The organism is Serratia sp. TSO36, assembly GCF_057808395.1.
Window position 1 is genome coordinate 179,736 of the sequence record NZ_JBJZOU010000015.1, and the last position, 13,543, is coordinate 193,278.

Consider the following 13,543-nt stretch of genomic DNA (forward strand, 5'->3'; position numbering starts at 1 on the left):
CATTAGGATAGCGGAACATTCTCGACTCTTGTTGGAGAGCACATGCGCACATTGTGGCAAATTATTGCCGGCATTTTCCGGTGGACATGGCGTCTGCTGAATTTTATCAGGGAACTGATCCTTAACCTGTTCCTGGTCTTGCTGATCCTGGTTGGGGTTGGCATCTATCTGTCCTTCCAAAGTTCCTCCACCACGACGGCCCCGGCGCGCGGCGCGCTGCTGGTCGATTTAAGCGGCGTGGTGGTCGATCAGCCCTCGGTAAACAACCGGGTGCGGCAATGGGGCCGCGAGCTGTTGGGCGCCTCCAGCAGCCGTCTGCAGGAAAACTCGCTGTTCGACGTGGTCGATAGCATCCGCAAGGCCAAAGACGATAAAAACATTACCGGCATGGTGTTGCAGCTGAATGACTTCGTCGGCGCCGATCAGCCGTCGCTGCGCTATATCGGCAAGGCGCTGCGCGAGTTCCGCGACAGCGGCAAGCCGATCTTCGCCATCGGCGACAGCTACAACCAGACGCAATACTTCCTGGCCAGCTACGCCAACAAGGTCTATCTGTCGCCGCAGGGCGCGGTCGATCTGCACGGTTTCGCCACCAACAACCTGTATTACAAGTCGTTGCTGGACATGCTCAAGGTCACCACCAATATCTTCCGCGTCGGCACCTATAAATCGGCGGTCGAACCGCTGATCCGCGACGATATGTCTCCGGCGGCGCGCGAAGCGGACAGCCGCTGGATTGGCGGCCTGTGGCAGAACTATCTGGAAACCGTCGCGGCCAACCGCCAATTGACGCCACAGCAGCTGTTCCCGGGCGCCGCCGGCGTGCTGAGCGGCCTGCAGGCGGCCGGTGGCGACACCGCTCGCTATGCGCTGGACAATAAGCTGGTGGACGAGCTGGCCTCGCGCACCGCGATCGAAAATCAGCTGGTCAAGACCTTCGGCTGGGATAAACAGGCGAACGATTTCAACGCCATCAGCATCTACGACTACCAGCCGAAACCGGACGCCAACCAGGGCGGCAAGATCGCCGTGGTCTTCGCCAACGGCGCCATCATGGACGGCCCGCAGACGCCGGGTAACGTCGGGGGTGATAGCACCGCCGCCGAACTGCGTCAGGCCCGTCTGGATCCGGCCATCAAGGCCGTGGTGTTCCGCGTCAACAGCCCGGGGGGCAGCGTCAGCGCATCCGAAGTGATCCGCTCCGAACTGGCCGCCGTGCGCGCCGCCGGCAAACCGGTGGTGGTTTCGATGGGCGGCATGGCCGCGTCGGGCGGCTACTGGGTTTCGACGCCGGCCGACTACATCATCGCCAGCCCGAGCACCCTGACCGGTTCCATCGGCATTTTCGGCATCATCAACACCTACGAGAAAACCCTGGATACGCTGGGCGTGCACACCGACGGCGTGGCGACCTCGCCGCTGGCCGACATTGCGGTCACCAAGGCGCTGCCGCAGGAGTTCTCGCAGATGATGCAGCTGAACATCGAAAACGGGTATAAGAACTTCCTCGATTTGGTCGCCAAATCGCGCAAGATGACCCCGCAGCAGGTTGACCAAATCGCCCAGGGCCACGTCTGGCTCGGCAGCGACGCCAAGGCCAACGGCCTGGTCGATCAGTTGGGCGATTTCGACGACGCGGTGAAAAAAGCCGCCGAGCTGGCGAAGCTGCAACAGTGGCAGCTCAACTGGTTCGTCGATACCCCAAGCCTGAGCGATATGGTGCTCAGCCAGTTCGGCGTTTCCGTTCACGCCATGCTGCCGGCGGCGATTCAAGCCATGCTGCCCGCTCCGCTGGCCTCGGTCGCCAACGCGGTGAAAGAACAGCCGGGTTTGTTCAATAACCTGAACGATCCGCAAAACCGTTATGCGATCTGTCTCACCTGCGGAGAAGTCCGCTGACAAATAATTCTGCAGCCCGGCCATCGCCGGGCTTTTTTTCTGCCGCCATGCCCCTATAATTCAGCCCATCTTATCTTTGTTAAAATCATGACCATGCAAAAGAAATCCATTTACGTCGCCTACACCGGCGGCACCATCGGCATGCAGCGTTCCGATCACGGCTATATCCCGGTTTCCGGCCACCTGCAGCGCCAGCTGGCGCTGATGCCCGAATTCCATCGCCCGGAAATGCCGGATTTCACCATTCATGAATATGCGCCATTGATTGACTCTTCGGATATGACACCGGAAGACTGGCAGCACATCGCCGACGACATCAAGCAGAACTACGATCGCTACGACGGCTTCGTGATCCTGCACGGCACCGACACCATGGCGTTCACCGCGTCGGCACTCTCCTTCATGCTGGAAAACCTGGCTAAACCGGTGATCGTCACCGGCTCGCAGATTCCGCTGGCGGAGCTGCGCTCCGATGGCCAGACCAACCTGCTCAACGCGCTGTATCTGGCGGCCAACCATCCGGTGAATGAAGTCAGCCTGTTCTTCAACAACAAGCTGTTCCGCGGCAACCGCACCACCAAAGCGCACGCCGACGGCTTCGACGCCTTCGCCTCCCCGAATCTGCCGCCGCTGCTGGAAGCCGGTATTCACATTCGCCGCCAGCAAGGCATCGACAGCCCGCCATGCAACGGCGCGCTGCGGGTGCACGACATTACGCCGCAGCCGATCGGAGTGGTCACTATCTATCCGGGCATTTCCGGCGCGGTGGTGCGCAACTTCCTGCTGCAGCCGGTCAAAGCGCTGATCCTGCGTTCCTACGGCGTCGGCAACGCGCCGCAGAAGGCCGAGCTGATCGACGAGTTGCGCGCGGCCTCAGAACGCGGCATCGTGGTGGTGAACCTGACGCAGTGCATCTCCGGGCGCGTCAATATGGAAGGCTACGCCACCGGCAACGCGCTGGCGCACGCCGGGGTGATCAGCGGTTTCGACATGACGGTGGAAGCCGCCCTGACCAAGCTGCACTACCTGCTGAGCCAGCCGCTGACGCCGGAACAAATCCGCGCCCTGATGCAGCAAGACCTGCGCGGCGAGCTGAGCATCAACGGTTAACCTACTGAACTCTGGAGCGGCGATGAAAACGGCCCTGTTGTTGATCGATCTGCAAAACGATTTCTGCCCCGGCGGCGCGCTGGCGGTCACGGCGGGCGACGCCGTCATCCCGGTGGCCAATCAGGCGATCGCCGCCTGTCTGGCGCGTGGCGAACCGGTGGTAGCCAGCCAGGACTGGCATCCCGCCAATCACCGCAGTTTTGCGGTGAACTCCCATGCGCAGGTCGGCACCCTCGGCGAGCTGGAAGGCCTGCCGCAGGTGTGGTGGCCAGTGCACTGCGTGCAAGGGAGCCACGGCGCCGATTTTCACCCCCAGTTACAGCGGCAGCACATCAATGCCGTTTTTCGCAAGGGCCAGGATACGGATATCGACAGCTACAGCGCATTCTTCGATAACGGCCACCGTGCGCAGACCGAACTGCACGGCTGGCTGCAATCGCAGGGCGTCCAGCGGCTGGCAATCATGGGCCTGGCGACCGACTACTGCGTGAAGTTCAGCGTGCTGGATGCGCTGGCCGCCGGCTATCCGACGCAGGTGATCGTCGATGGCTGCTGCGGCGTGAATCTGCAGCCAGACGACAGCGAGCGGGCGCTGCAGGACATGGCGCGCGCCGGTGCGCAACTGGTTACCCTGTCACAGTTTCTCGCCCGCTAACCCCTCCCAAGCGCCAGCGGCGCCTTCTCCGAGCGGCGGCGGAAACTTCGACGCCGCTCACAATATCGCCCTTCTTCTCCGCCAGCCGCTTGTGAGCAGCAGGCGCTTTTGCTGTTATGGCTGCGACGCTTTTGGCGTCAATCGGTTATACGCATCCGGGGCCCACTGAGCCCGGCTTTATTGTGACCGCCCCTGGCGGTACGGTCGGCCTTGCCGACCCAAGGAGACAGACATGAAAATAACCCGAAAACTGCTGCCTTTGCTGGCGGCGGTGCAGTTGGCTATGGCCGGCGCAGGCACGGCCCAGGCGGCTTATCTCTCCGTCGGCTACTTCAACGGCGGCGGCGACGTCACCGCCGGCCCCGGTGGCGATATCGACAAGCTGGACGTCACGCAAATCACCCACCTCAACTATTCGTTCGGCCTGATCTACAACGGCGAGAAAGGCGAAGCCAATGCGGCGCTGAAAGACCCCGCTCGCCGCCACCAGATCTACCTGTCGCCGAAGGTCACGGCCGATCTGCAACGGCTGCCGATACTGCGTAAACAGAACCCCGAGCTGAAAGTGCTGCTGTCGGTCGGCGGCTGGGGCGCACGCGGTTTCTCCGGTGCCGCGGCAACTGCGGAAAACCGGGCGATATTCATCCGCTCCGCGCTGCAGGTGATCGCCCAGTATCAGCTGGATGGCATCGATCTGGACTGGGAATATCCGGTGAACGGCGCCTGGGGGCTGGTGGAAAGCCAACCGGCGGATCGCGACAACTTCACCCTGCTGCTAAAAGAGCTTCACCAGGCACTGGGTAAAGGCAAGCTGCTAACCATCGCCGTCGGGGCCAACGTCAAAAGCCCGCAGGAATGGGTCGATGTGAAAAGCATTGCCCCTTACCTCGACTACATCAATCTGATGACCTACGACATGGCTTACGGCACGCAGTACTTCAATGCCAACCTGTACGATTCCAAACGTTGGCCAACCGTGGCGGCCGCCGACCGCTACAGCGCCGATTTCGTGGTAAAGAATTATCTGGCTGCCGGGCTGAAACCGGCGCAGATGAACCTGGGCATCGGTTTCTACGGCCGGGTTCCGAAACGGGCGACCGAGGCGGGTATCGACTGGGACAAGCCGGACGCCGCCAAACATCCGGTGACGCAACCTTACTTCAGCGCGCGAGAAACCGCCCTGTTCAACGCGCTGGGGCTGGATCTCAGCAAAGACACTTACTTTAAATACCACGATATCGTCAGTAAATTGCTCAACGATCCGCAGCATCGTTTTCGCGAGCACTGGGATGACGACGCCAAAGTGCCTTACCTGACGCTGCAATCCGCCGAAGGCAAGCCGCTGTTCGCCATCTCCTACGAGAATCCGCGTTCGGTGGCCATCAAGGCCGAATACATCAAAAGTCAGGGATTGGGCGGTGCGATGTTCTGGGAATACGGCGCGGATGACGACAACCGGCTGGCGCAGCAGCTGGCGGAATCGCTGGGAATTAAGGGCGAAAAACGGTGAATCGACGGGGCGATGGCGACATCGCCCCGCTTTCATTAGGGAAGCCTTACTGCGGTTTGAGTTTGGCCAACGGCTCGGCAACGAACTGCTGTTTCAGCTCTTGCTTGCTCTTCATCACGATCTGCCCGTCGGTGCCGATGCTCATGTGCTGCGGATCGACGTTGTTGATCGACTGCCACAGCATCACCGCCTGCAGGCTGTTTTCTTTTTGCTCCGGCGTCAGCGCCACGCCGTCCGGCCATTTGCCCAGTTCAACCGCCTGTACCAGGCGCTGGTATATCTCGGGCGTCATCGCCGCAATCAGATCTTTCACGTCCATCAGAGCCCTTCTCGCTTACGGATGAATAATTAGCTGAATCGATTTTGTTGGTTAAATTACCACTTAACCAGCCGTTTGGTCGCCATTTTCGCCATCGGTAAAGCTGAGTGAAGCGGAATTGACACAGTAGCGATCGCCGGTCGGCTGCGGGCCATCGGGGAAAACGTGCCCCAGGTGTGCGTCGCAATGGCCACAGCGGATTTCAACACGATGCATATTATGTGAATTATCATCAAGATAACGGATAGCATCGGCGGAAACCGGCTCATAAAAGCTCGGCCAGCCGCAGCCGGAATCGTATTTGGTTTCGGAATAGAACAGCGGCTGGTTACAGCACAGGCAATGGTACACGCCCTCGCGCTTGTTGTGCAGCAATTTGCCGCTGAACGGCGCTTCGGTGCCGCGCTGTTGCGTCACATAACGTTGGATTTCATTCAGTTCCGTGACCGGATGACCGGGGGTTGTCTCTTTAGCCATTTGTGCTTATCTCTGAATGTGGATAATGTCAACGAAAACAATGATTAATAATAACAAAAAATTAACACCGCTGCAGGGGTTTTTGGCCTAAACTGTAGCCCATAAAGGCCACGTCACGATGATATGTGATAGCGATCACACATCTTGCGTATGCTGACTTTATACTTGGCGGCTTGTCCCCATATAACGGATGAGGCCGAGCGCAAATGGACTGTGCAATAAGCGTGCAAAACCACCCTTCCGGTTTGACTTGCCGCAAGAATTGACACGATTCCGCTTGACGCTGGGTAAGGTTTTTGTAATTTTACAACCAACCTTTTATTCACTAACAAATAGCTGGTGGAATATATGACTATCAAAGTAGGTATCAACGGTTTTGGCCGTATCGGTCGCATTGTTTTCCGTGCTGCTCAAGAGCGTTCTGACATCGAGATCGTTGCAATCAACGACCTGTTGGACGCAGAGTACATGGCTTACATGCTGAAGTATGACTCTACTCACGGCCGTTTCAACGGTACGGTAGAAGTTAAAGACGGCCACCTGGTTGTTAACGGCAAAACCATCCGTGTTACCGCAGAGAAAGACCCGGCTAACCTGAAGTGGAACGAAGTGGGTGTTGACGTGGTTGCTGAAGCGACCGGTATCTTCCTGACCGACGAAACCGCACGTAAGCACATCACCGCCGGCGCCAAAAAAGTGGTTCTGACTGGCCCATCCAAAGATGCGACCCCAATGTTCGTGCGCGGCGCCAACTTTGATAAATATGCCGGCCAGGACATCGTGTCCAACGCCTCTTGCACCACCAACTGCCTGGCGCCACTGGCTAAAGTCATCAACGACAACTTCGGTATCGTTGAAGGCCTGATGACCACCGTTCACGCGACCACCGCAACTCAGAAAACCGTTGATGGTCCGTCCCACAAAGACTGGCGCGGCGGCCGCGGCGCATCCCAGAACATCATCCCTTCTTCTACCGGCGCAGCGAAAGCGGTTGGCGTTGTTCTGCCAGAGCTGAAAGGCAAACTGACCGGTATGGCGTTCCGCGTACCGACGCCAAACGTATCCGTTGTTGACCTGACCGTGCGTCTGGAAAAAGCGGCTACCTACGAAGAAATCAAGAAAGCCATCAAAGACGCCGCTGAAGGTTCTATGAAAGGCGTTCTGGGCTATGTTGAAGACGACGTGGTTTCCACCGATTTCAACGGCGAAGTCCTGACTTCCGTGTTCGATGCCAAAGCCGGTATCGCACTGAACGACAACTTCGTGAAACTGGTTTCCTGGTACGACAACGAAACCGGTTATTCCAACAAGGTTCTGGATCTGATCGCTCACATCTCCAAGTAATGGCATGATGTTAAGCTGATAATGAGGGCGACATTTTTGTCGCCCTTTTTTATTTGTCTCTCCGGCAAACAATAGGTCATGAAATGAACGAGAAAATTTTCACCCTGCCCGTTTCCGAACAGATTTCGCCTTACATCAGCCAGCGGCAACTCGATGAGCTGGGCGTGGTTGTGGTGTCGCATCCGAAAGTGCGCGCCGCCGTCGCGCTGCAAGGCGCCCATTTGCTGGCCTGGCAGCCCAGCGGTGAGCAGCCGGTGATTTGGCTCAGCAACAATACCCCCTTCGCCAAAGGCAAGGCCGTCCGCGGCGGCGTGCCGATCTGCTGGCCGTGGTTCGGCCCGGTGGCGCAACCCTCCCACGGTTTTGCCCGCAACCAGCCCTGGAGCCTGACGGCGCACGATGAAGATGACAACGGCGTCATCCTGACCTTTACGCTGAAGGACAATGAGCAGACCCGCAAACTGTGGCCGCACGCCTTCACGCTGATTGCCCGCTTCAAGCTGGGTGCGGAGTGCGAAATCGAACTGGAATCGCACGGCGATTATCAGGCCACGGCGGCGCTGCACAGTTACTTCCAGGTCGGCGACATCGATCGGGTCAGCGTGGCGGGTCTGGGCGAGCCTTATATCGACAAGGTGGCGGGCGGCGCAGAGGCGCTTCAGGAAGGCGAAGTGACCTTCGTCGGCCAAACCGACCGCGTCTATACCCGCCCGGAGGCCTTCAGCCAGATCCGCGATCCGGCGCTCGCGCGCACCATAGAGGTTCACCACCATCATATGAGCGACGTCATCGCTTGGAACCCCGGCGTGGAGCTCTCCTGCAGCATGGGGGATATGCCGAACGACGGTTACAAGACCATGGTCTGCATCGAGACCGGGCGCGTCAGCAAACCGCTGGTCGCCGCCGGCGAGCAGCCCGCCCGTTTGGGCGTGACCTTCCGCAGCCGTAAGAAGGCCTGAGGCGCCGCGCGCGACAGCGCACTGCAGATGTGCAAAAGGGGCGCCAGCGCCCCTTTTTGATGCACGCCATGCACGATAATCGTGCAATGCGTGATTAGAAGGTGTAGCTCACACCCGTCATCAACAAACCGGTGTAGGATTTATCCACCATCGGGCTGTCTTTCACTTCATCCGACAACTTCACATAGCGGCCGAGGAAGAAGGCGTTCCAGCTTTTGTTGATCTGGTAATTGGCGCTCAGCTCAAGGTACGGCGCCCAGCTATCGCCTGGGGTGTAGCTGTCCAGACCGCTGCGGCGCGATTCATTGGCGCTAACGCCGTAGTAATATTTGTTCTGGTTTTTGCTGTTCCACATCACGCCTACGCCCGGGACCAGCGTCAGCGCGTCCAGATCAAACTTGTACAGATAAGCCACATCGCCCACCAGCCCGTTGCTGTAGTTCAACGTGTCGCCGGTGAAGGTGGTGCGGAGGGTGCCCCACTCCGCGTGGTGCGAATAAGCCAGGCCGGCCATCAGCGTGCCGCGGCGTTTGTCGAGACGCTTCATGCGATCGTCATCGCTGTCGCCAGGGCGGTAGCCCCATGGCGTGTAGTAACCCATGATGCTCAGCTGGTTTTCTTGATCTTTCCACAGGTAGTAACCGGCGGTCAGAGTACGGAAGTAGAAGTCGTCACCTTCATAGTCGATGACGGGCACCGGATATACGCGATCCTGATAACCGCGATACGCGTCCGGGCTAACCAGCGCGCCGGCGCCGAGTGACCAGGTTCCCGCCTGAGCACTTTGCGCACAAACCATTGCGGAAGCGATAATTGCTAGCGTTTTGAGTTTTGAAATCTTCACTGGTTCTTTTTCCATAAATTACAGGGTTAATAGCCGCAATAGTTTATGTGAAAATTTAGTTGCGCGCCTAATCTTTACAATAGAAAACGACCAAGATCGAATAACTTATAGCGGAATTATGAATTAATCATGGCGGAACGATGACGTTTCATCCTGCAGGCCGCGCCAGACAAGGCATTTGGCTTCCACTGTAATAACTGAGTCATTGATATGACTTAAAAAAAGCTTTTTCTGCGGCAGGAAATTTTCCGGCAAGCAAACTAAGCTTAAATCAGAAGGTGAATTTATCCTGAGCCCAGTGGCAAACAGCGCAACTCGCGATAATAAGCGCACCAAGTTGGCATACGGGTTGCTGTACTCAGGCGTATTCTCATCTTCCGGGGGCCAGAACACTATCACACGCTCTCTTTAACCTGTGCTAATAACGAAAGGACGGGCATCATGAACATATTTGACCACTATCGCCAGCGCTATGAAGCTGCCAAGGACGAAGAGTTCACACTGCAGGAATTTCTTACCATTTGCCGGCAAGATCGCAGTGCCTATGCCAACGCGGCCGAACGTCTGCTGATGGCTATCGGTGAACCTGTGATGGTCGACACTGCGCTAGAATCACGCCTGTCGCGCCTGTTCTCCAACCGCGTGATCGCACGCTATCCTGCCTTTGAAGAATTCTACGGCATGGAAGAGGCCATCGAACAGATCGTCTCTTACCTGAAACACGCCGCGCAGGGCCTGGAAGAGAAGAAACAGATCCTGTACCTGCTCGGCCCGGTGGGCGGCGGTAAATCCTCGCTGGCGGAGCGTCTTAAGGCGTTGATGCAGCGCGTGCCCATCTACACCCTCAGCGCCAACGGCGAACGCAGCCCGGTCAACGATCATCCGCTGTGCCTGTTCAACCCGCAGGAAGATGCCTCGATCCTGGAGAAAGAGTTCAACATCCCGAGTCGCTATCTCGGCACCATCATGTCGCCGTGGGCGGCGAAGCGCCTGCATGAGTTCGGCGGCGACATCACCAAGTTTAAAGTCGTCAAAGTGCGCCCTTCCATCCTGGAGCAGATCGCCATCGCCAAAACCGAACCGGGCGATGAGAACAACCAGGACATCTCGGCGCTGGTCGGTAAAGTGGATATCCGTAAACTGGAGAACCATGCGCAGAACGATCCGGACGCCTACGGCTACTCCGGTGCCCTGTGCCGCGCCAACCAGGGGATAATGGAATTCGTCGAGATGTTCAAAGCGCCGATCAAGGTGCTGCACCCGCTGCTGACGGCGACCCAGGAAGGCAACTACAACGGCACCGAGGGCATCTCCGCCCTGCCGTTCAACGGCATCATTCTGGCGCACTCCAACGAATCCGAGTGGGTGACCTTCCGTAACAACAAGAACAACGAAGCGTTCCTCGACCGCGTGTACATCGTCAAGGTGCCTTACTGCCTGCGCGTGTCGGAAGAGATCAAGATTTACGACAAGCTGCTGGATCACAGCGAGCTGACCCACGCGCCCTGCGCGCCGGGCACCCTCGAAACGCTGGCGCGCTTTAGCGTGCTGTCGCGGCTGAAAGAACCGGAAAACTCGAGCATTTACTCGAAAATGCGCGTGTATGACGGTGAAAGCCTCAAGGATACCGATCCGAAAGCCAAGTCTTATCAGGAGTACCGCGACTACGCCGGGGTTGACGAAGGCATGAACGGCCTCTCCACCCGTTTCGCCTTTAAAATCCTCTCGCGGGTATTCAACTTCGATCACGCCGAGGTGGCGGCCAACCCGGTACACCTGTTCTATGTGCTGGAGCAGCAGATCGAACGCGAACAGTTCCCGCAGGATTTGGCAGAGAAATACCTGGAGCACCTGAAAGGCTATCTGATCCCGAAATACGCCGAATTTATCGGCAAAGAGATCCAGACCGCCTATCTGGAATCCTACTCGGAATACGGGCAGAACATTTTTGACCGTTACGTGACCTACGCGGACTTCTGGATCCAGGATCAGGAGTATCGCGATCCCGACACCGGTCAGCTGTTCGACCGCGAGTCGTTGAACGCCGAACTGGAGAAAATCGAGAAACCGGCCGGCATCAGCAACCCGAAAGATTTCCGTAACGAAATCGTGAACTTCGTGCTGCGCGCCCGCGCCAACAACAACGGCCGTAATCCGAACTGGACCAGCTACGAGAAGCTGCGCACCGTGATCGAGAAGAAAATGTTCTCCAATACCGAAGAACTGTTGCCGGTCATTTCGTTTAACGCCAAAACATCGACGGACGAGCAGAAGAAACACGACGACTTCGTCGACCGCATGATGGAGAAAGGCTATACCCGCAAGCAGGTGCGCCTGCTGTGTGAATGGTATCTGCGGGTCAGAAAATCCTCATAACGCCTCAGGTAAGCGGCATTATCAGGGCCATGTCCACAGTCATGGACGTTGCAGCGCAGCCCAGGGAGGGGCTGGCATATTGCGCTGTCGCGACCGGGACATGAAGAGTTGGCAACGTCGTTTGGGGGAAGTATGGCCTATTTCATTGACCGGAGGCTGAACGGCAAAAACAAGAGCATGGTGAACCGCCAGCGCTTCTTGCGCCGTTACAAGTCGCAAATCAAACAGTCGATTGCCGAAGCCATCAACAAGCGTTCGGTCACCGACGTAGACAGCGGGGAGTCGGTTTCCATCCCCACTGACGATATCAACGAACCGATGTTTCATCAGGGGCGCGGCGGCACTCGCCATCGCGTTCACCCGGGCAATGACCACTTCGTGCAGAACGATCGCGTTGAGCGGCCTCAGGGCGGCGCAGGCGGTGGCGGCGGCCAGGGCAACGCCAGCCAGGACGGTGAAGGCCAGGATGAATTCGTCTTCCAGATCTCCAAAGACGAGTACCTCGATCTGCTGTTCGAGGATCTCGCCCTGCCCAACCTGAAAAAGAATCAGTACAAGCAGTTGACCGAGTTCAAAACCCATCGCGCCGGCTATACCGCCAACGGCGTGCCGGCCAACATCAGCGTCGTGCGTTCGCTGCAGAACTCGTTGGCGCGACGTACCGCCATGACCGCCGGTAAAAGACGCGCGTTGCACGAGCTGGAAGACGCGCTGACCCAGCTGGAAAACACCGAACCGGTGCAATTGCTGGAAGAGGAGCGGCTGCGCAAGGAAATTGCCGAACTGCGCAAGAAAATCGAAAGCGTACCGTTTATCGATACCTTCGACCTGCGCTACAAAAACTATGAGCGCCGGCCGGAGCCTTCCAGCCAGGCGGTGATGTTCTGCCTGATGGACGTGTCCGGTTCAATGGATCAGGCGACCAAAGACATGGCCAAGCGCTTTTACATTCTGCTTTATCTGTTCCTGAGCCGAACCTACAAGAACGTCGAGGTGGTCTATATTCGCCATCACACCCAGGCGAAAGAGGTGGACGAACAGGAGTTCTTCTATTCGCAGGAAACCGGCGGCACCATCGTCTCCAGCGCGCTGAAGTTGATGAACGACGTGGTCGAAGAGCGTTATGACCCGGCGCAATGGAATATCTACGCCGCGCAAGCGTCGGACGGCGACAACTGGGCCGACGACTCACCGCTGTGCCATGAGCTGTTGGCGAAAAAGATCCTGCCGATGGTGCGTTATTACAGCTACATAGAAATCACTCGCCGCGCTCATCAAACGCTGTGGCGCGAATATGAGGATCTGCAGGCAAGATTCGATAACTTCGCCATGCAGCATATCCGAGAACCGGACGATATCTATCCGGTATTCCGCGAACTGTTTCGCAAACAGACCGTGTGAATAACGTCGCGTGAATGTCACCACAGCCGGAAAACGCCGTTTTCCGGCTGTTTCTTTTTCGCATTATATATTTACATCACCTATGTTTGATTTTTAGGCAATGGCAATATCAATAATAAGTCAGATTCCCCAGAACGGCCGTCTCTATTATTTGTTCTTCTGAGGTTATTCCTAAACATTCGCCTCTGTGCCCACACGGCTTGATAGGAATATTCCCATTCAGTTATCGTTACCCCGTCGCTTAAGTCTCTTCCTAAGCGAAATTTGCCTCATTTTATTTTTCTATGGCTTCTCAGCCCGCTGCGGCGGGCATTTACCTGTCAGCAGGTTAGACATCATGATCGATTACACCCTCTATGGCCTCAACAAGCACGATGTTGATGAATACCATAAGCAAATATGCTGCCTGCTCGGCAAAAACGTGCTGCTGGTGCTGACCGCCAACAAGCCGATAACCAAACAGAACCTGCTCGCCAGCCTTATCCAGGAGATAGAAAAACAGCCCGATGATTATTTTCAGCGGTTGCATCGTGCAGCCATAGAAATGATCGGCGTTAACGGACGCTAAGGCGATATACGTAAGGCAGGCATCTACGCCATTATTGCCGCCGCCGTCGTGTCGATGATGCTGTTGATTATTAATATCGAT

Annotated in this window: 13 protein-coding genes; 9 read left to right on the forward strand and 4 right to left on the reverse strand. The window is 57.2% G+C overall.

Annotated elements, in window-relative coordinates:
* Positions 1-42: 42 nt before the first annotated feature.
* The 4 genes from sppA (at position 43) to chiD (ending at position 5,174) form a co-directional block, all read left to right on the forward strand.
* The gene (gene sppA / locus ACK3CV_RS14265) at positions 43-1,899 is read left to right on the forward strand and encodes a signal peptide peptidase SppA (protein ID WP_164038915.1); all 1,857 of its coding nucleotides are present in this window, start codon (positions 43-45) and stop codon (positions 1,897-1,899) included.
* Positions 1,900-1,992: 93 nt separating this feature from the next.
* Positions 1,993-3,009, forward strand: a complete 1,017-nt coding sequence (gene ansA / locus ACK3CV_RS14270) for an asparaginase (protein WP_033638505.1) — start codon at positions 1,993-1,995, stop codon at positions 3,007-3,009.
* Positions 3,010-3,031: 22 nt separating this feature from the next.
* Positions 3,032-3,664: a bifunctional nicotinamidase/pyrazinamidase gene (gene pncA, locus ACK3CV_RS14275; RefSeq protein ID WP_164038918.1), complete on the forward strand. Its 633-nt coding sequence runs from the start codon at positions 3,032-3,034 to the stop codon at positions 3,662-3,664.
* Positions 3,665-3,896: 232 nt separating this feature from the next.
* Complete coding sequence (gene chiD, locus ACK3CV_RS14280; RefSeq protein WP_164038922.1) at positions 3,897-5,174, forward strand: chitinase ChiD; 1,278 nt, start codon at positions 3,897-3,899, stop codon at positions 5,172-5,174.
* A 46-nt stretch (positions 5,175-5,220) separates the two neighbouring features.
* Here chiD and ACK3CV_RS14285 read toward each other — a convergent pair whose 3' ends face one another.
* Both ACK3CV_RS14285 and msrB read right to left on the reverse strand, forming a co-directional pair.
* Positions 5,221-5,493: a YeaC family protein gene (locus ACK3CV_RS14285; protein ID WP_164038925.1), complete on the reverse strand. Its 273-nt coding sequence runs from the start codon at positions 5,491-5,493 to the stop codon at positions 5,221-5,223.
* 63 nt (positions 5,494-5,556) lie between these two features.
* On the reverse strand, positions 5,557-5,970 hold the full coding sequence (msrB, locus tag ACK3CV_RS14290; RefSeq protein ID WP_004932219.1) for a peptide-methionine (R)-S-oxide reductase MsrB: 414 nt from the start codon (positions 5,968-5,970) through the stop codon (positions 5,557-5,559).
* Between the two features lie 348 nt (positions 5,971-6,318).
* On the opposite strand from msrB, the gene gapA reads away from it, so the two are divergent.
* Positions 6,319-7,314, forward strand: coding sequence for a glyceraldehyde-3-phosphate dehydrogenase (gapA, locus tag ACK3CV_RS14295; protein WP_004932222.1), 996 nt, complete (start codon positions 6,319-6,321; stop codon positions 7,312-7,314).
* 83 nt (positions 7,315-7,397) lie between these two features.
* Positions 7,398-8,273 carry a D-hexose-6-phosphate mutarotase gene (locus tag ACK3CV_RS14300; RefSeq protein ID WP_164038929.1) on the forward strand — a complete coding sequence of 292 codons (876 nt, stop codon included), beginning with the start codon at positions 7,398-7,400 and terminating at the stop codon, positions 8,271-8,273.
* Positions 8,274-8,367: 94 nt separating this feature from the next.
* Here the strand turns inward: ACK3CV_RS14300 and ACK3CV_RS14305 are convergent, their stop codons facing one another.
* Complete coding sequence (locus tag ACK3CV_RS14305) at positions 8,368-9,132, reverse strand: MipA/OmpV family protein (protein WP_033647613.1); 765 nt, start codon at positions 9,130-9,132, stop codon at positions 8,368-8,370.
* A 108-nt stretch (positions 9,133-9,240) separates the two neighbouring features.
* Positions 9,241-9,516, reverse strand: coding sequence for a hypothetical protein (locus ACK3CV_RS14310; protein ID WP_154067234.1), 276 nt, complete (start codon positions 9,514-9,516; stop codon positions 9,241-9,243).
* A 42-nt stretch (positions 9,517-9,558) separates the two neighbouring features.
* Between ACK3CV_RS14310 and yeaG the strand changes: the two genes are divergently transcribed.
* From yeaG to ACK3CV_RS14325, 3 genes are all read left to right on the forward strand, one after another.
* Positions 9,559-11,493: a protein kinase YeaG gene (gene yeaG / locus ACK3CV_RS14315; protein ID WP_004932230.1), complete on the forward strand. Its 1,935-nt coding sequence runs from the start codon at positions 9,559-9,561 to the stop codon at positions 11,491-11,493.
* Between the two features lie 132 nt (positions 11,494-11,625).
* A complete protein-coding gene (locus tag ACK3CV_RS14320; RefSeq protein ID WP_033634813.1) occupies positions 11,626-12,894 on the forward strand; it encodes a YeaH/YhbH family protein in 1,269 nt (422 codons plus the stop codon).
* Positions 12,895-13,231: 337 nt separating this feature from the next.
* Complete coding sequence (locus tag ACK3CV_RS14325) at positions 13,232-13,462, forward strand: biofilm development regulator YmgB/AriR family protein (protein WP_004932237.1); 231 nt, start codon at positions 13,232-13,234, stop codon at positions 13,460-13,462.
* The last annotated feature ends 81 nt before the right edge of the window (positions 13,463-13,543 follow it).